Source organism: Paenibacillus sp. J22TS3, assembly GCF_018403205.1.
GTDB lineage: Bacteria > Bacillota > Bacilli > Paenibacillales > Paenibacillaceae > Fontibacillus > Fontibacillus tuaregi.
In genome coordinates this window covers 334,622-354,036 of sequence record NZ_BOSF01000005.1, presented here as the reverse complement: position 1 = coordinate 354,036, position 19,415 = coordinate 334,622, and the positions used below count along the sequence as shown (strand labels likewise).

Sequence of the window (19,415 nt, the reverse complement as noted above, 5' to 3'; positions counted from 1 at the left end):
ATGAAACAACAACATTTGGGATTTCCACATCGCAACCCCCTCGCTGAGAAGAAGGTTACCTGGCTGGAGCTGTTTTACGATCTGCTCTTTGCTGCCGCTGTATCCAAAGCGGCACATGTCTTGATACATGTGGAAGCCGGCGTAGTTCCAATAGAATACTTAAGCAAATTTGTGCTCATTTTTGTGCCGATCTGGTGGGCTTGGGTGGGACAATCCCTCTTTGTTAACCGGTTTGGGCAGGATATTTTTTCGCACCGGATCTTTTTGATCCTGCAGCTATTTTTTGTGCTGATTATGACAGCGAGCCTGTCGGTAGATTTCGATCAGTACTATATCCCATTTTTTATAGGCTACATCGGCTTAAGGGCTATGACAGCCATTCAGTATCTCTCGGTACATAAAAGAGAAGAAGCAGACTGGAGGGTCACCGCCCGCTATCTGGGAAGCCGCTTTTGGATAGGACTTGTGGTATCATCGTTATCCTTATTTTTTGATTCGTGGGTCCGTTATGTCTTTCTATATGCGGGAATTGCCATAGACATCCTGCTGCCGATCATCGGCCGGCAATACTTGCGGAAAACACCGACCCAAACACATCATTTGTTAGAGAGGTTCTCGCTGTTTACGCTTATTCTTCTTGGTGAATCCGTAATCAGCATTCTTAGTGTTCTGCAATCGGATACCATGACCTGGGAATCGATTCTGTTCGCCACAATAACCTTTATCTTAATCATTGCGATCTGGTGGCAGTATTTCGATAATGTGGAGAAGAAGGTGAACAAGAATATTGAAACCGCAGGGCAGACCATTATATACGGCCATTTGTTTATTTATCTGTCCATGTGCATGATTGCGGCTTCGATCAAGCTCTTATTCTTGAACCAATTAAATGAGTCATTTAAACTGTTGTTCATTTTTGGTTCGGTACTGATTTATTTTCTGTCAACCTCTTTGGTCTTCCACAGGTACAGACATGTAGAGGAGCGGTTGAGGTTCTACCACTTAGTGTTATTCTTAGGATTGCTGGCCGTATTTCTTGTAGTTGATTTGTTAATCCCGCTGCCTAACTACATCATCATTGGGGAATTGGCATTGTTTTTTATCGTCTATGCGAAGTTGACAGCTTAAGAGACCGATCTTCCTCATAGCCGATTTGAAGGTTGTCTAAAGGCGTATGACGAGACAAACGGCATCTGGAAATAACGGCAGCTTTCTACCTGGGGGAGCATCATACAAAGAGAAGCCAAGGAGGTTATTCGTCCTTGGCTTCTCTTTGTTATACTCCAGCTTGGGGCGGAATCAAGTGTCAATATCCCCCGTGATCATATCGCTTAGTGCCATCCCTTGCGGGACCATAGGGTACACAAGTTCATCTTTATCAACAACAAAATCGACCAAAACAGGCCCTTTTGTCTCCAGGGCTATCTGCCATACCCGCTGTGCTTCCTCCGGGGTCTGAGCTCTCAGTCCTGTTATGCCATACGCCTCCGCGAGTTTGACAAAATCCGGGCTGCCCGACAAATCAATATGGCTGTGTCGTCCCTCGTAGACAAGCTCCTGCCATTGCTTGATCATGCCTAAAGTGCGATTGTTGATCACAACTATCTTCACTGGGATTTGATGGATGGAGCACACGGCCAGCTCTTGTGCACACATCTGCATCCCACCGTCACCATTGATTGATATGACGGTTCGTCCGGGATTGCCGATTTGAGCGCCGATGGCAGCGGGAAATCCGAATCCCATTGTACCAAGGCCCCCTGAAGTAATCAGGGTGCGGGGATGGTTAAACCGGCCGAACTGCGCGGTCCACATCTGATGCTGTCCGACGTCCGTCGTAACAATGGCTTCGCCTTGGGTGGTTGCAGCAATCATTTCGATCACATATTGAGGCTTGAGCACCCGCCCATCCACCCGGTAGCGGAGAGGATGGAGCATTTTCATCCGGTTCAGATCAGCGATCCATGATGCGGTATGGCTGGAAGAAGTGGGATTGTCTGCACCCGAATCTGCCCGCAGTTCATCAAATAAGGCACGAAGCACCACGCAGGCATCCCCGGTAACCGGGATGGTTGGGGACACCAGCTTGCCCACCTCGGCGGGGTCAATGTCGACATGGGCAATGACCGCCTGCGGCGCGAAACCGTCAAGCTTCATGGTCACCCGGTCATCAAAGCGCGAACCGACTGCGACTAGCAGGTCGCACTCCAGCAACGCCCGGTTGGCGGCATAAGTTCCATGCATGCCTGCCATCCCAAGCGAAAGAGGGTCTTCCGAAGGAAATCCCCCGATTCCCAATAGCGTTGTCGTCACCGGGATACCCATGTGCCGTGCCAGTTCCGCGAGCGCCTGTTCAGCTCCTGCATGGATAACACCTGCTCCTGCCAAGAAGAGCGGTTTCTTGGCCGTCCGCAAGGCTTCGGCCAGCTTGGCGACTTGATCCGGCCGGAAGGCAGGAACCGGCTTGTAGCCCCTTATAGAAATTTCCTCCGGATATTTAAATTCGGCCACCTCAGCGGACACATTTTTCGGAATGTCAACCAGTACTGGCCCTTTTCGCCCTGAATTTGCCAAATAAAAAGCTTCACGGAGGACCCGCGGCAGTTCATCTGCCGTCCGAACCATATAGCTGTGTTTGGTTACCGGGAGGGTCATACCGACGATATCGGCCTCTTGGAACGCGTCGGTGCCGAGCAGCGGCGTAGCCACATTGCCGGTTATAATGACCAGTGGAACACTGTCCATATGTGCGGTTGCAATGCCGGTGATCAGATTGGTCGCACCTGGTCCTGATGTGGCTAGGCATACACCTGTCTTACCGGTGGATCGGGCGTATCCGTCTGCGGCGTGGATGGCTCCTTGCTCATGCCGGGTCAGGATATGCTTGAAATCCGGATTTCCATACATCGCATCATAAATATAGAGCACCGCACCTCCGGGATAACCGAAAACACACTCAACCCCTTCCAGAAGCAAGGTCCGCAGCAGGATCTCCGACCCACTGATTCGGTCTTTCTTTAACAGTCGTTCACGATCCATTGAATTCATGGATACTCACTCCCTTCATTATCACGGTAACATGTAAGAGCGGAAGGGAATACTATCCATCCTGTTACTTTGATAGTATACTTTTGGCTAAGAATTTAACCGGGAGCGAACCCAACATGGAGACGATAAGAGATGTAATGATCAGGCTTGGGGCCGAGGAATTCACGGGAAGAGTATTTGAGTGCCAGTATTTTGACAGGATGCTGGAAGCCGGGAATGAAGGGAAGGCACACATATTAAATGTGCATGGTACGGGCGGCATTGGCAAAACAACGCTGCTCGCGCGTTTTGGCCATCTGGCTGGGACATCAGGGGCCAGGTTTATGCTGATGGACATGCGGGATTATATGGGCAACCCGAGTCTTTTTATAGAGGACTTGGCGTCCAAGCTCGGTTGGGACAATGGGAAAAGCCCAAGGGGGACCGATCTTGCTGGTCACGTTCTGGAGCAGCTTAATCGCAGTACAGAGGGGAAAAAGGTAGTCCTGGCACTGGATCAATACGAGGAAGCCGGAAGCATGGATCCATGGCTCCGTGAAACTTTTCTTCCAGGTCTCCGCTCCGACCTGCTGATCGTTATTGCAGGGAGATACCCCCTCGGCGGCCCTTGGAAGCTGTCTCCTATTTGGAGAAGACTGATCATTTCTCTTCCACTGGCAGAATTGCAGTATGAGGAGGCAAGAGCCTATCTCCGTCAGCAGGGGGTTACGGACGAGCCGTTGATTGATCAGCTGTGGCTGCTCTCATCAGGACATCCGCTTTCTTTATCGCTGCTTGCTGTTAACGCGGGGGGCGGTCAATTCCGCGACAGCCATAAGCGGGAAACACTCGCGGAGCTTCTGCAGTATTGGCTTGAGGAGGTGCCTGACGAAATACTACGATCCTTGGTATATGCGGCATCCATTCCCCGGAGCTTCGATCTTGAGATGCTGCAGCGAATGGTGGATACAGAGCTGCCGGATGGAGTATTCGAACGATTGACCAAGTTATCTTTTGTCGGTAGCTCTGCGAGAGGCTGGCAGCTGCATGACCTTGTCAGGGATGCTGCCCGGCAGACTTTCCGTGAACGGCAGCCGGATACGTTCACCCTGTACCTTGATCGACTGGCAGCGGTTCTTAACGGTCGGATTCATTCCAAATTAACGGGAGGAACGAGTGCTGCTGCGGATATATACGAATTAATCAGCCATTCGGGCCATCCGATCCTGCGTGCGCATTTCCGGTACAATCGCAGCTCCGCGAATTATTGGGAGCCGGTGACGCAGCAGACCCTACCGGAGATGGAGAAATATATCGAACGGCGGAAGGTAGCAGCCAAGACGGCCCGAATCGTATGCGCAAATCCAGACAACGATGAGTGGTTCCATTATAAGTTGACAGCAGAAGAGAGCCTGCTGCGGCTATCGGGATGGAACTCGGCCGAATTGGCCGCATTTGGACTTGATTCATTCCGCCTGCTGCGGGGGCCGGACGGCGATGTTCTCGGGCTGGCGGTGATGCTATCTGTCCGAGCCGATACACTAGCCTATTTACTGCGAAACCCTCTGTCGGCCCCGTTTTTCCGTTTGTTGCCGAAGGAGCACATCCTTCGGGACAACGAGTCATTCAAATTTATCTTTGCCGTGGACGTTCTGAATCCGGAAAGCCGTGATTTGCGTTCGGACAGCGTTAATCTGATCATGGAACATGTTTTATCGGGGGTATGTCTTGCCGCTTGCCCTCCGGCACTGCCCTTTTTCGAGGATTCTCATATCAGTATGGGCTTTGAACCCGTAATCGGCATAGAGAAGCCATATATCTACAGCACTGGCATTCAGGCTTCGGCTTACCAATTGGATACCCGTGGGAGGAAGTTGGAGTCATTTTTAAAAAAGGTGGCTCGCTTTAGAGCGGGAAATGACTCTGCGCAGCAACACTATCGTATGCCTCAGCATCAAGTGGATGAGTCTCTGCTAAGCCGGTTGACTCCTAGGGAGCTTGAAGTTGCTGAACAAATTGCCCGAGGATTCACGAATAAGGAAATTGCCGGCTCTTTGTTTGTTAGCGAAGCGGCTGTCAAAAAGCATTTAAACGCCATGCTGCAAAAGACAGGTCTAAAGAACCGGACGCAGCTTGCAGCCGAACTGTTGAAATTGCGGGTAGACCCGGGTGTGACCCGTAAAAAATAAAAGAAGCTCCTTTGCAGCAGTGTGAATATCTAGGATCACAGATGGTACTCGTCCAGATTATAACAGCCTATAGGAATCCAAAAACTTAAAAGGAGAAACCCGAACCAAGATGGCGGGTTTCTCTTTTATAAATAGTAATCTGGCATTGAGTATTTATGCCTTTTGATCTGTAATAGACTGTTCCGGTTAGAACAAGGGCAGGAAGCCTAAGTCCTAATCGTTCACAGGAAACCAACCCGCTAACAGCGCTCCACCGTCTGGATGATTATGTGCGGTGAGTTCACCCCCGTGACGACGAATGATTTTTTGGGAAATCGTTAATCCTAATCCGCTACCTCCGGTTGACCGGTTCCTCGATACCTCACCACGATATAAGGGCTCAAACACCCGCTCCAGCTCTTCTGAAGAGAACCCCGGCCCAGAATCACGTATCGAGAACTTTACATGGTTCCCATCTTGAGAACACTCAATTGTTATTTTACCGTGAGCAGGTGTATGTCTGACGGCATTATCCAAAAGATTGTTCATCGCACGCTCTACTAAGTGGGCGTCACCGTTAATGGTGCAGTCACCCGCAGAGTGAATCGAGACGGGGATGCTTTTGTGCTGAGCCAGCGGGGCCAGGCTGTCCATTGATTTTCTGAGAATAAGATTTAAATTAACGGCGGTGCTGTTTAGTTTGGTCTCCAAATACTCCATTTTTGTGAAGGTAAAAAGCTCCTCTACAAGCCGATCCAATTGCGTTGATTTCTCCTTACATACCGCCACATACTTTGCTATTTTGTCCGGTGATTGGGCAATCCCTTGCTCCAGGCCATCCAAGTATCCTCGTAAAGCGAATAACGGAGTCCTCAAATCATGCGCAACAGCTGCAATGACGAATTTGCGTTCTGCTTCTAATTCGGTTTGCTTCTGATAAGCCTGTTGAAGCCCGTTCACCATGACTTCATACCCATCCCGCACTTCCTTGATTTCGGTGATCCTGGATAGCGGTAATTGCACACTCCAATCCCCCACGGCAATTTGCCTAGCTCCCAGACTCATCTTTTCCAGAGGCTTAAGCAGAAGCCTCCGCATGCCAATACCAATAATCAGGAAGGCCAGCAGCAGTCCAAGAAACGCTGAAATGACCTGAACCTGTCTGGAATCCACATTTGGAAGGTAAATGATGACCTTGCCGATGACGTGGCCATCCTCCAGGATGGAGAACCGTTCGGTTGACAGTGATGCATTCTTGCGGTCCGGGTTAGAGGAATATATCTCCTGATCTGATGCATTTAGAATAACCGCATCCATTCTCGCCAGCTGCAGCTCTTTATGCAGTTGGCTTTGCCACTTGGAATCCATCCATTGATCTGATCCCGCTTCGATCTGATGAATAACGTCCGCCAATTGTCTTTGGAGCTTCTCGTCTCGCGGCTGGTTTTTGGTGAAGTTCAATGTGTTTGTTTCCATAAAATGAGCTGTAATGAAGAAAATCCACGGCAGGAAAAGTATAACTACTAAGCACAGTATCATGAAGGAACGAATGCGGAGAGTTCTCATCTTTATCCTCCATCGAAGCGATAGCCAATGCCCCAGATATTGATTAAATATTGCGGCTGATTCGGATCGGATTCGATTTTCTCCCGCAGCCGGCTGAGATGAACCCTGATCGTGTGCCTATCGCCAATCCCATCCCAGAATTTAGCGAGCAATTGTTCATATGAGAAGACATGCCGCGGGTGTTCTGCAAACAACCGGAGCAGGTCATATTCCCTTGGGGTTAGGGCTACGAGTGCTCCGTCTACCAGAACCTCTCTTGTAGAAAGGTTTATCTTGATGCGTCCATAGTCGATCACTCTGCCGTCCATAGGCTGCTGGGTAGGGGAGCGGCGTAGTACCGCCTTTACTCTAGCAACGATTTCCCCGGGTGAGGCTGTTTTGACGATATAATCATCCCCGCCAATGGTAAGCCCCCGAATCTTGTCCACATCATCGCTGCGCGCACTTAAGAACAGAATAGGAACGCTGCTCTCTGCCCGAATCCTGCGGCACAACTCAAAACCATCCTGTCCCGGCATCATGATATCAAGAACAATACAGTGGATCGTATTCTGCTGAAACAGGGACAAGGCTTGAGTGGTGTCGCAAGCCGTGATCACGCGAAATTGCTCATTTTCCAAAAAGTCTTTTAATAGTTCGACAATACTCTGGTCATCATCGACTACAAGTATCGTATTTGCCAAATTCATGTATATCCCACCTCTGCCTTTCAGTGTATCATTTTTTGCGGCCAGAACTATCGTACTCTCGATTTTGTAATGAGTTGTTTATAGTTTTGTGACTTTTTTATACCCTTGTTTGAGATACTCATTTGTTATGATTTCCCAAGCGAATACGATAGGAGGTATAGTTATGATGAAGGTTCAAGTTGTGCTGTTTGATGGCTTCGATTTGCTGGATGCTTTTGCACCTTATGAAGTCTTTTGCGCCGCGTCTTTGTATAGTAAAGAACCGGTAAACGTAGAACTTGTCACCGCTGAAGGACCTAGGTCCGTGGCAAGCGGTATTAACGGGTTGAAAATTGATGCAAGCGGTACACTGAGTCCAGATCAAGGAGGGATCATTATTGTGCCTGGCGCGTCCGGTGACGTAGAGGGGGATGGCCCCAGCTCGGTTCCGGCAATTCTAGTCAAGGCTATGAATACGGAGCTGACTCATCTGGTTGGACAGGCGCTCGGACACAAAGATACCCTGGTTGCCACAGTGTGCGGCGGTTCACTGCTGCTGGCCATGGGAGGACTCCTGGAAGGCCGGCCGGCGGTAACAAATCATCTGGGTATGGATTTTCTGGGAGCCACCGGAGCTGTTCCTGTATCCGCACGGGTAGTTGACGACGGGAACCTTGTTACTGGCGGCGGCGTCACCTCGGGACTCGATGTGGCTCTGTATTTGGTGGAACGTGAGCTTGGTCCAAGGATCGCACACGCGGTAGAGCAGTTGTTTGAGTATGAACGAAGAGGAACGGTTTGGAGGGAGGTCGGAGCAATCCCATGGGCTGTGAAATCGACCGGTGATGAAACGGATAAGACGGGGAACATCAGTATCGCCGTGGGGAATAACGATCTCTTGCGTGGCGCACCTGCTCAGGAATCAGTCTTTGACGGAGACTGGGACACGACAATCTCTACACCAGTGGGGAAAATGCATGTTAAGCTATCGATATCAACAACAAATGGAATGATCGAGGGTAAGGCCACACAAGGGGAGGAGACCCTTCAGTTGATTAACCCGGCATATCAGGGCAGCAAGCTTACCTGGTCCTTGAAAATTACAAAACCTATGCGCATCAATTTAAAATTCGAAGTTGCTGCGCTCGGAGATGAAATGACCGGAATCGTCAAAGCCGGATTGCTTCCAGCATCCAAATTAATAGGAAAGCGGGTATTCTCACCTTAATGAGTAATTGCAATAATACGCCGCTGTGGAGGTTCAAGACTTTATGAATATACGTAAAACACTATACGGCCTATTAGCCGGAGTTAGTATTTTGTTTATCTTATATGCCTTGATAACTAATTATATTGTTGATCCTGGTGCCACGGACTTTTTAAGCCATAAAACAGGACTTAAGCGCGCACTTCATCTCCCGGTCTGGTTAAACGTGATGTATGTGCATGTTGCGTTTGCCTGTATAGCTATGGCGTCGGGACTGCTGAATTTTTCGAATCGGTTTTTTGCGGCAAGCCGCAAGCTGCATCGCGTCAACGGCTACATATACTTCGTGTCCGTGCTTGTTGTAGTTGTGACATCAGGTTATATGGCACCCTACGCCACGGGTGGAAAAATAAGCAGCATGGGGTTCAACGTGCTTAATATCATTTGGCCGGTAATGACTATTGTGGCTCTTGTACAAATCAAGAAAAAGCAAATCAACCGGCACCGGAATTGGATGATCCGAAGTTATGCCTTCTGTTTTACGAATATGCTGATTCATCTGATCACCTTTCTATTCCACCAGGGCTTCGGCCTTGTCTATGCGACCAGTTATATCATTGGTGTGTACAGCTCCATTGTACTGCTGTTATTCATACCTAATGTTATTATCCGAGCTATAGGCATGCGCTCATAACCGAATGGTATTCATCCATTTAAGCTGAATTTTCCCTTACAACTTTTTCTTGTTACTTTACAATAAAAAGTAGAAGAGAAGGAGGGGATGGCATATCATGCTGACGGAGGATCCGGGCATTATTTTGGTTACAGGAATTATGGCTAGTGGAAAATCTACAGTAGCCCAGCTGCTCTCCGAACGATTTGAGGAATCGGTGCATTTGCGGGGGGATATCTTTCGGAGAATGATTGTGAACAACCGTAAAGAAGTGAACCCGGATGCAGGGAATGAAGAGCTAGACCAGCTCAGGCTGCGATATCGGCTAGCTGCACATTGTGCGGAGGAGTATGCCCGAGCAGGCTTTACTGTTGTAGTCCAGGATGTCGTTGTCGGAACTGTGCTGAATGATTTCTTATCTTATATCAGAAGCCGCCCTGTATATGTTGTGGTGCTTTGCCCAGATACGAAGGCGGTCTCCTTAAGAGAAGCGGCCCGTTCAAAGAAGGGATATGGGTTGTGGAGCGTTGAACAGCTAGATCGTGTGTTACGAGATGAGACACCTAAGGTCGGTTTATGGCTGGACTCATCGGAACTGACCCCAGAGCAAACGGTTGACGAAATTATTATAAGGTTACAGACTGAGGCATTAATCCAAGACTAGCGCCACCTGCTAATTCTTGGTATACTTTTCCCATGTTGTGGATAGGGGGTATTATTTATGGCAACGATGAATTGCTCATTTGCTAGGAAGGCCTCATGCAAAGCCTGATCAGGGGCGATACTTTGCGTGAGGTGCGATAGGCTAGATTCGATCGCCCAAACTTTACATTATCGTTTCTAATAACAGGCTTTGCACCTTATATTCATTTAAGAAAAATAAGGGGCTGAAAGCTATGAAAACACCATTTATTAGAAACCATCAATTTAATACGATTAAGAACCAAGCGGAATTTCTTCAGAAAACACTGCGAAGCGTTGCGGACCAACGCGTTTTGGAAACTGTAAGGTTTACCGCTGCGGCGAACATTGTTGAAGCTTTTCCGTATTTAACAGCGGATCAGCGGCAGATGCTGGAGCAAATATCCACCTTCGAGACGGCATACGATTTCCAGAGTTACCTTAACGCGTTAGAACCTTATTTGGATCCATTTCCGCCGATTACGCTGAAGCAGATTCAGAAGTTATTCCCTAAACATAAAAAGCTGAAGGTGCCTGACTTGCAATCCATCGACTTCCGCTTTCTTACGTATTTGAGCTGTGTCGATATTGCGGCAAACAAGCTGTTCATTGTTTATCCAATGGATGGGAAGTTCGTTGGGATAGAGGGAAGAATCACACCAACCCACAAAAAAGGGTACTGCTTGTTCTGCAATCGGCATCATGAGCTTGCATTCTTCACAGTCAGAACCAAACCTGCTATTGCTTCGCCAGACAATATTGCTGCCATTGGCCATTATGTATGTATGGATAACCAAGAATGCAATCAGTCCATTACGGATACTACAGCATTGGAGAAATTCATTAACACAGTTCGCAAATAACTAACCAAACAGCCTTTGTCCGGTCTGCCGGATGGAGGCTGTTTTTTTGTGGACAGAATGCCTAGAAAGAGCTTGAGTTTTTTTAGCGTGTTGGCTAGGGTCATTACTCCGTGAGACTGTCATTTTTGATAGTGATGAAATGTAATTGCTTTCGCGTGATGTTCTGTCAATTTCTGCTTTATGACGATTTATAACTAGGTGACATGACGGATGCTGAGTGACAATGGTGATCAGGCGAATGACTCATGACACATTAGTGAGTGTGTGCATGAGGATGAATGTCGCTTAAATCTATCGTTGAGGTGAACATGATGAACAAAACGTTGCACATTGGAGTGGCCGCTATGGTTAGCGCTTCTCTACTAATTGGAGGATTTACACAGGAAGGGGGCATCCAGCCGGTGGGAGCTAGCAGCTCATCTAAATCGGTCCAGCAGAACCTTATCCAATCTATTGCTTCACAGGCGAAGCCATTTAAAACCACCGACCCTGCAAGGTCACTTGATGATCTAAAGCCGCTTAAGAATATGATCGGCAGCGCCCGATATGTTGGACTAGGGGAAAGCACACATGGAAGCTCAGAGATTTTTAACATGAAATTTCGTATTGTAAAATACTTGGTTACAGAAATGGGTTTTACGAATTTTGGGCTGGAAGAGGATTGGGGGGTTGGCTTAAAGGTTAATGAATACATCCAAACTGGAAAAGGAGACCCGAGGAAACTATTGAGACTTCTATATCCGACAGATGAACATGTAGCTATGTTAAAGTGGATGAAAGATTATAATGCTAATCCTGCAAACAAGAAAAAGATTCAGTTTGTCGGGCTTGATCTAAAAGCGTTGGATGAAACGGTCTTTAATAAAGTGATTAACTATGTTAAGCAGCATCACCCTGAAGTGTTGGATGAAGTGAAGATCAACTATACAGAGCTGGCCAAGGCAAGTGGAAACTTGCAGGGTTATGTGAAGCTTACACCTGAGGAGAGAAAGAGCTTTAACGAGCAAGCGAAGAAGGTGGTGAAGCTGCTTGATGACGTGACCAAGCAAGGGAGTGCAGAGAGCAATACATCCGAGCTTGTTTGGGTGAAAGCAACAGCAAGAGTGATTGAGAACTTTACAGCCATGACGACTCCAAATGATTACACGGGCCTCATCAAGCTGCACGAGCAGTACCTGGCAGATAATGTCATATGGGCTCAGAAGGCCTTAGGCGGGAAGACGATCTTCTCGGGTCATAATACCCACGTTGCCAAAGGGATTGTGGATAAGAAGTTATATCCTTATGTGGCGGGTAAGATGCTGAAAGAGCGCTTAGGTGATCAATATGTCATCATGGGAAGCACGACTTCAGAGGGCAAGTTCACCTTATATCGTGAGTATGACCCAAACACCGGAAAGGGAAAGCTGTCAACCTATGAAATTCCGAAGAATGTGAACAGCTTCAATTATACACTTGGAAAAGTATCATATGATAAATATTTACTCGATTTGCGGCATCTTAGCGGAAGGACCAAACGGTGGGTTCAAGAGAAGCGGAAGATCCTGAGTGCAGGAGCGCAAGTTTTTTCGAAGGATGACCTCTATTATGATGCGTCCTTGAAAGAGCAGTTCGATATTATTTTTCACATTCGTAAAACGAGTCCTTCCCATATTAAATAAAGCGTACTTGTTGAGTGCTAAATCTTGAGTTCAAATAGGAGGCCGTCCCAAAGGACGGCCCTTGATTTGGTTTAGGGGGGCGATTTATGTCGAAAGGCTCCGGGAACGAACGCCAGTCCCCATCACTGCTATGAACGAGACCTGTCAAGCAGCACTGTAACTCCTCGGTTTTCTCCTTCCGCATCACTGTTCGTTTTGGATTTCTTGAAATACTTTCAAGGGGATGAAATCCAAAACCAAAGGCGAGCGCTAGTGCTTGGCCGCAGGTTGCTCGTCTCTTAAGCAGCATCAGCGAACTCTCCTACCCATTCACTTGATGCGATGCACTGTAAATTGACCCGTTGAGGCATGTAAAGCATTGGCGCCCTCCGCAGGATCAACTTGAGATCGGCGCTCCACCGCATAGTGGAATTCATAAAAGCCACCTAAAGTCGCTTTGAAGTTGGTTTCCCAATAGTTCGTCAGAAGCCACGCATAAGGGAGAGGACGGGAGCCTTCGGCTTGCATTCCATGAAGCTTGCGTGGTCCGTGTTCCATTGGACCTAGCTGTACCAGCGGGGTGTCGGTCATCGACACCAGGAGCGCTTCCCGGTCTGAAGGCGAGTGCCAGAATACCCCTTCTTGAGCACAGGTGTAATCAAGGCAGCTGCCAGGAATCTGGTCTTTCCATGGCCGGAGGAAGCAGCCTGCCTTTTCCACGTAGAGCTCGGCTTGCGGTCCCATGGAGAAAGGTAGAGCAACATATAAGTTCTCGGGAAGCCAGACGCTATCCTTATGGAGCCGGATGGATACTTCAACGCGGGGCTGATTTGCGAACATTTTGAGATGAATCGCATAATAGCTCAGACCCTTCACTTCGAAAGTCAGCTCCAAGAGTGCATATAGTGAACCGTTATCCAGCACCTTAGCCCGGACCAAGCGCCCGGTGTCCCGCTCTACATGACTGCCTTTCCGGTTGCGGCCCATCCGTGACCGGACGGCACACATCTCAGGCGGGGTGTGTTCGCCTTGAACCGAAGTTACCTCATATACTGGTGTAAATGGGGCGTGCTTATGCCCAGCATCCATCAGGTCACAAGAACGGGTCTTATCCGTCCAGGAGGTAATTCCCTTGTTCAAGGCCCATTCGATCCGGAAAAAATCAGATTCAATCGAGGTGTCCCCGATCACAACTGGATAGGACGCCTCGGGTAAGGCCCAAATGTCGCTAATTCCTTCGCAAGCGATCGGCTCATTGTTGCGGGCTGTCACGATTGGAGAAGGTTCATCCGCTCGTTGAAGCGGACGAATGTGCAAAATGCGTGATTCATCTGGCTCCAGCGTGAGCTCTGTGATGAGCGGCCGACCTGGTGACAGCTGGTAAGGTAAGGATGCTCCCGTCGATTCATCGATGAGCTCGAACGGCTTCTGCACAATCGTTGTTTCCCAGCCATCCAGTGGGATTGCCACTTGGAGCGAAGCTTGCGCCGGCTCGGTGTTAATCACCTCGTAACGGAGGGGACGACCGGGAGCCAGCAGGGCTCCATTACGGGCAGCGAGAGCTTTGTCCAATGCCCGGTAAGCTCGTGTGCTGGCCTCTGCGGCATAAGCTTGCTTGCGTACCTCCAGCATCTGCACTTGAGGGTGCCAAGGCTCATATACAGACGAGTGGAAGCCCCAAGTATGCTCGGCATACATGGTTAATGCCTGGGCCGCTTTATCTAAATCTTCAGGGGCTACCACCTCATCACCCGGGTTCAGCCGTTTCACTTTCCGCAGGGTCCGTTGCGCGTCACGGTACACTTGGGTATGCATCGCTGTCGAGGCAACCCCATCGGTCCACCAGTCCGGCCAGTCGCCTTGGTGAACCGGCAGGGAGGACAAGTCCTCCTGTTTCAATGCAGAGAAAAATTCGGAGAGAGTGGCCATCTTAATCGTGATCCGGTCTCCGTGCTGCTCATTCCACTCGGCGATCCATTCGGCGATCTCCCCATTCGGGGAGGCGTTGTCGGTTCCTAGGCCCGAGATCATAACCGGAACGAAGGAATAAGGATAAGTCTCCTGTTCCAGATTCCATAAGTAGCGGTTAATCCGCAGGGCAGCAATTTCATTGTGACGGTGCTCTGGCTCCACCAAGTTATGCTGGAACTCATCCTTGATAATGTATTTGCCTAGTGCGCCCGGACAGAAGCCAAGCTCATTGCCGAACATGTAATGCTCCCCATTCCAGACCAGAAGCCGTCCGCCGTCTGGAGCTTCCCACCAGAATGGGGTTTGTTTACGTCCAAGCGGGTACATGCCGTGATGGGTGTGTATGCAGGAGAACAGATGCTCAATGTCATTCTGCAGCAGGCTGGAAGCATATCCCCAGCTGTAACCGTTGATGTCGGCCGTCATGGCGCTATCAATCCGGTGGCCGAACGATGAAGCATACTGCTGTGCCTTGCTGTGATTCCGAAGGAGAAGATCGAAGTCCGGGAGCTCCGTCATATTCAGATACGTTCCTGACAGCTCGATCTGTCCCCGGGTTACGGCCTGCTGGAAAGCTTCTTGTTCGTCAGGAGAAGCTTCCTTCAGGAACTGCTCTACAGCCCAGAATGTCTCACATGTCCAGCGGAAGGATTTCCATTCCGGATGTTCCTGTGTATGTGCAGTATTGCAGATCTTGAGCGCCTGGCGTATAAAGTCCACATGATACTGCTCGATTCGCTCCTGTCGTTCCGTGTAACCGATATCTGTATGTGAATGATGAATAACATAGATCGTCCAGGGACGGGAAGGTGCATGTGGTTGCTTGGTAATTGTACTCATAAATGTATAACCTCCAATTAGATTGGGTGAATTTAAAAGTTGTTCTGCGGGTCCGTCTGGATCGTTCCGAACAGCATATGAATCCCGCGAAATACATCCGATATTGCATCCGGCAGCGCAAGTGTGGGAGCGTAGGATGAACCAAGTGCTTGACGAAAGCTTGTTTCCCATAGAGGGAAGCTGGCCGAGATTTGGCCTCCAAGCACAATATGATCCGGCTTGAAGGCTGCTGCGTAGGGAAGCAGCATGTCTCCCAGTTTGGTCCCGTAAATATGAAATAAGCGCAAAGCTTCTTCGCTGCCTTGCTCTGCTGCTGCCGCCAGATCAGCTACATCGGCGTTCTCTATAGCGATTCCTTCGCTTGCGGCCATACGCAGAATGCCTCTTCTTCCGAACTGGTTGTCTACGATATCATCTCCGTAAGGCTCGTTATAGAGCATTCCACTCTTCGGCAGCCCTTCCATGCTTGTAATCATTTGCTTGTCAGCTACGAAGACCGAACCCACTCCCGTACCCAAGGTAATGCATATTAGTCTTTGACCAGGAAAACGGAGGGAAGTGCCCAATCCAAACATGGCAGCATCATTGCCAAACTTTATCCCGGCAGAAGCCAGACAATCGGCCACGATGCCGGGGGAAGAGATCTGAAGCCGCCTAAATTGCGCTTGGAGCAGGTCATGGACGGACAAGCGGTATAAGTTGTCGTACTTACCTACTCCCTGCAGATGTGCTGTGCCCGAGTTGTAATCGAAGGGTCCGGGAAAAGCAAACCCGATCTGAACCCGGTCTTCCGGGCACAGCGGACGGGAAGCGGTAATAAAATAATCCAGCAGTTCCACGCATACAGCGGCAATCCCCTTAATCACAATATCCGCCGACGCCTGGGAATTCGAGGGCCGGCAGATGAATGAGCCGGGCACGACTTGGCCGTTCATCAGTATTGCTCCTTTTAGGAACGTGCCTCCGGCGTCGAGGGCCAGCGTAAGCTCAGCAGGGAAGCCATGGAGACCGGGCTCCTTGGCGCCATCTCTATAGGAATCCATGGCTGGCCTCCACATCAGCTGCCTGAGGTGTAGGGAGCAATGGATGTTCCCAATCCGGATTAACACGGGCAGCAATCAGGGTGCAGGGAGTGCCGGACAAATTCTCAAGGCGATACGGGCCTACACTTGCCGGGATAATGAAAGACTCGGCATAACCCCACTCGAAGACACGCCCTTGACCATCGAGAGGGATAAGCCGGACACGTACACCCTCCACAAGATTTAGCATGATGAATTCCCCGTTCGTTTCGGATGTCCAGGGGCCATACAGGGTTAGTCTATGAACCTGGAACAGTAGATCCTCCCGGTGACCTAACAGCTCTTCAGTGCTCTCACCTTGGCGGCTTATGAGCCTTGGACGTGCAATGAGTCCTTGGGCTGCAGCGCTCGTGTCCATTGCATCGTTAATGTTATGTCTGGCGTGTTCGGGGTTCATGGGTCTTGGACGGCCATCCTTATCCAGCCGCAAATAGTCATAGATTTTGAACGTAAACCACCAGGTGGTTGAGGAAATTTCCAGTACCAGATTGTCCTTTCCTGAGCAGTGGACGGTACCCGGAGGGATCAGATACAGATCACCGACGGAAGAGTCATACTCATTAACATAGGAAGACACTTCAAGTGGATCTTGATGACGGTGGGCATTCTCCACGGCTTCGAGGAGATCCTTGCCGGTAACCCCAACTTTTAAACCAAGATATACCTTGGCACCGGGTGCATTCTTCATGATGTAATAGGACTCTTGCTGGGTCATGTGCTCGTTGAAGTGGGTTTCCACATAATCCTGTCTTGGATGGACCTGCAGGGACAGTCTGCCACCTTGCATCGTATCCAGATAATCAAACCGGATCGGGAAGTAACTGCCGAACAGCTCTACGTTCCGTACCCCCAAGATATCCGTTGGAGCAGCTTCCATGAGTAATGTGAAGGGAACCTCCAGTATGGTGTCCTGGATGCCGAGCAGAAGCGTGTTCTCAGGTGCGATGGGTTCAAAGCTCCACGCACAGTTCGGCCATTCCTCCGGGAGGCCGCACAGCTCTTTCAGATACTGTCCACCCCAGATGCCAGGGGCAAAGAAAGGCTTAACTCGGAAAGGCTGTCGGCCAGTCTGACGGAGCAGTTCCTTTAAGGATGAGGGGCGCAGCCATTTCGGCTCCTCCGAACAGTTCAAGTCCATATAAAAAGCTTCCACATCCGGCCGACCGGCATAGTAATCTAACCAGCTGCGTCGGTAAGTCTCCCAAACAGGCCATTCGAGGAACAAGCAGTTCTTATAGGTTTCCACCTGATCCTCAGAACGGCCAAAACCGAAGCTGCCCATCCCCTGGGCATGACACCGCTGCTGATTCTCGCGGGAGAAGTCGGCAAAGAATCGCAGATCAGGTTCCCTGTCCGCCAACATGGAAGCGCCAGGTCCGTATAATACGTAAATTCCCTTCCCGTTGTCGTACCCGGATACCCTACTATTCAAGGCTTCCCGGCTACCGCTTTGAAAGTATTGGCCTGGCAGAACATCGGTCGCTTTGTATCCGAATGCCCGGTTATCGGTTAGATAACGGGCCATTTCAGCACGCAGGTCTTGTTCAGGCTTCAGATAGTTAGAGGTAGGGTCAGAGGTAAAAGAAATGCCTTTCTCCTCACAGATCTGCCGAAGCCTGTTCAGCAGCGAATCGAAACCCGCTCCGTGGGTTCCATCAAGTGTAACGAAGATCCCCTGATCCTGTGCATTCGCTGTATAGCCTGAGATCACAAGTGAACACCAGGTGCTGATTCCATTCTGGATCATTTTTTGCTCAGTCGGGACACTCAGAACGTTAACCGGGTGTGTCTGGAAGGTGGTTGAAGATGTCATGAAACAGTAAATCCTCCCTTACTGGTTGTTGGATAACAACTTCATTGTAGAAGGTAAGGGAGGATTCGTATTTATAAAAAGAGGTAGTATTTTTGTACAATCAGGACATGAGGGGATTAGGACATGTTTAGGACATGCTGGAATCGGAGCGTCCTTCGTTAAATTGGGAGCGCCTGAACCTGGCCGGGGATACGCCAAGTTTGGTTGTAAAAACGCGGGTGAAGTAGTGTACGGATTCAAACCCGCTTAGTACGGCCACTTCTTTGATTTGCATATTTGTATTCAGAAGCAAATGCTTGGCCTTTTGCACACGCAGTTCTTGCACATAATGTACGAACGATTGATGGCCGTACTTACGGAAGAGACGTGTCAAATGGCGTGTTGTGATATGCAGATGCCCTGAAATCCGCTCCAGCGACAGGGGTTCGTTCAGATTGTCCTTAATAAACAACTCAGCCTGACGGAACATAAAATGACCTTCATCGTAAGTTTCGGCTACGAAATGGTCTGCATTCAAAGCAGGACCATGCGCGGTGAGAATAGACAAAATAAGTGACAAGGCCATGCTATTCAGAACTAGATTAGGGTACTGAATTCCGGGCAAATTGGAATGGAAGAGAGAGATCAGAGACAACCATAGGAGGCCTGGTGTGGGATTCAACTCTTCCTGCAATACGGGGCTGCCAAGTTTGGCGAGCTGCTGGAAAGCAAGGACATAATATTCGGCGCTTGAGATCTCATCCGGTTCAAATGCAACATAGCATAGAGATAGGCCTTCCGTACTCTTGATCTGGTGCTGGATGCCGGGTCTGGAGAGAAACAGGGTGCCGGGCTGCAGGGGGAACTCGATGCCCTCTTCGAGATAGTGGCCGTATCCAGTTAATACATAACACGCCTCAAAGAAAGAATGCTTATGCTCCATATTGTCAAAATGGCGGGGCATAAATCCCCAATAGTGGATTTGTATGCCCAGCTCGGGATTCTCCACGCGGATTATGCTGCGGTTCAAGATCGAGTTGGCCCGTTTAAATGATGAGACGTAGGCACGTTTGTCGGTTGGCATAGAAAAAGGTTCCTCCTCAGTATGTATACAGGAAACGAGATGCTCATTTTAAGGGACATGATTGAAAAATGAAATATCACAGCATCGATGCTGCCTATTTGTTGATCATAGTCCAATCAAGCCAAGGGATCAAATAAAACCGGTTTAATCAGT

General features: G+C 49.3%; 14 protein-coding genes. 7 read left to right on the top strand and 7 right to left on the bottom strand.

What is annotated here, in order from left to right:
* Entirely contained in the window at positions 1-1,128 is a 1,128-nt protein-coding gene (locus KJS63_RS17780) for a low temperature requirement protein A (RefSeq protein ID WP_213620337.1), read from the top strand.
* 171 nt (positions 1,129-1,299) lie between these two features.
* Here the strand turns inward: KJS63_RS17780 and ilvB are convergent, their stop codons facing one another.
* Complete coding sequence (gene ilvB / locus KJS63_RS17775) at positions 1,300-3,048, bottom strand: biosynthetic-type acetolactate synthase large subunit (protein ID WP_213620336.1); 1,749 nt, start codon at positions 3,046-3,048, stop codon at positions 1,300-1,302.
* A 116-nt stretch (positions 3,049-3,164) separates the two neighbouring features.
* Here ilvB and KJS63_RS17770 point away from each other — a divergent pair, with 116 nt between their 5' ends.
* Complete coding sequence (locus KJS63_RS17770; protein ID WP_213620335.1) at positions 3,165-5,216, top strand: LuxR C-terminal-related transcriptional regulator; 2,052 nt, start codon at positions 3,165-3,167, stop codon at positions 5,214-5,216.
* A 213-nt stretch (positions 5,217-5,429) separates the two neighbouring features.
* On the opposite strand, the gene KJS63_RS17765 is transcribed toward KJS63_RS17770, so the two are convergent.
* Positions 5,430-6,761, bottom strand: a complete 1,332-nt coding sequence (locus tag KJS63_RS17765; RefSeq protein WP_213620334.1) for a sensor histidine kinase — start codon at positions 6,759-6,761, stop codon at positions 5,430-5,432.
* Between the two features lie 2 nt (positions 6,762-6,763).
* Positions 6,764-7,450 carry a response regulator transcription factor gene (locus tag KJS63_RS17760; RefSeq protein ID WP_213620333.1) on the bottom strand — a complete coding sequence of 229 codons (687 nt, stop codon included), beginning with the start codon at positions 7,448-7,450 and terminating at the stop codon, positions 6,764-6,766.
* Between the two features lie 163 nt (positions 7,451-7,613).
* Between KJS63_RS17760 and KJS63_RS17755 the strand changes: the two genes are divergently transcribed.
* The 5 genes from KJS63_RS17755 (at position 7,614) to KJS63_RS17735 (ending at position 12,514) form a co-directional block, all read left to right on the top strand.
* Positions 7,614-8,657, top strand: a complete 1,044-nt coding sequence (locus KJS63_RS17755) for a DJ-1/PfpI family protein (protein ID WP_213620332.1) — start codon at positions 7,614-7,616, stop codon at positions 8,655-8,657.
* A gap of 43 nt (positions 8,658-8,700) precedes the next feature.
* Positions 8,701-9,330, top strand: a complete 630-nt coding sequence (locus KJS63_RS17750; RefSeq protein WP_068618225.1) for a DUF2306 domain-containing protein — start codon at positions 8,701-8,703, stop codon at positions 9,328-9,330.
* Positions 9,331-9,427: 97 nt separating this feature from the next.
* Positions 9,428-9,973: an AAA family ATPase gene (locus KJS63_RS17745; protein WP_213620331.1), complete on the top strand. Its 546-nt coding sequence runs from the start codon at positions 9,428-9,430 to the stop codon at positions 9,971-9,973.
* A 232-nt stretch (positions 9,974-10,205) separates the two neighbouring features.
* A complete protein-coding gene (locus KJS63_RS17740) occupies positions 10,206-10,853 on the top strand; it encodes a FusB/FusC family EF-G-binding protein (protein ID WP_213620330.1) in 648 nt (215 codons plus the stop codon).
* 311 nt (positions 10,854-11,164) lie between these two features.
* A complete protein-coding gene (locus KJS63_RS17735; RefSeq protein ID WP_213620465.1) occupies positions 11,165-12,514 on the top strand; it encodes an erythromycin esterase family protein in 1,350 nt (449 codons plus the stop codon).
* A gap of 309 nt (positions 12,515-12,823) precedes the next feature.
* Here the strand turns inward: KJS63_RS17735 and KJS63_RS17730 are convergent, their stop codons facing one another.
* From KJS63_RS17730 to KJS63_RS17715, 4 genes are all read right to left on the bottom strand, one after another.
* Positions 12,824-15,304 (bottom strand): glycoside hydrolase family 38 N-terminal domain-containing protein, encoded by a 2,481-nt coding sequence (locus KJS63_RS17730; RefSeq protein WP_213620329.1) that lies wholly within the window; start codon positions 15,302-15,304, stop codon positions 12,824-12,826.
* A 32-nt stretch (positions 15,305-15,336) separates the two neighbouring features.
* Positions 15,337-16,347 carry an ROK family protein gene (locus KJS63_RS17725; protein WP_213620328.1) on the bottom strand — a complete coding sequence of 337 codons (1,011 nt, stop codon included), beginning with the start codon at positions 16,345-16,347 and terminating at the stop codon, positions 15,337-15,339.
* Positions 16,334-18,199, bottom strand: a complete 1,866-nt coding sequence (locus tag KJS63_RS17720) for a class I mannose-6-phosphate isomerase (RefSeq protein WP_213620327.1) — start codon at positions 18,197-18,199, stop codon at positions 16,334-16,336. Before KJS63_RS17720 ends, KJS63_RS17725 begins: the two co-directional genes overlap by 14 nt.
* A 127-nt stretch (positions 18,200-18,326) precedes the next feature.
* Positions 18,327-19,262, bottom strand: coding sequence for an AraC family transcriptional regulator (locus tag KJS63_RS17715; RefSeq protein WP_213620326.1), 936 nt, complete (start codon positions 19,260-19,262; stop codon positions 18,327-18,329).
* Positions 19,263-19,415: the final 153 nt, after the last annotated feature.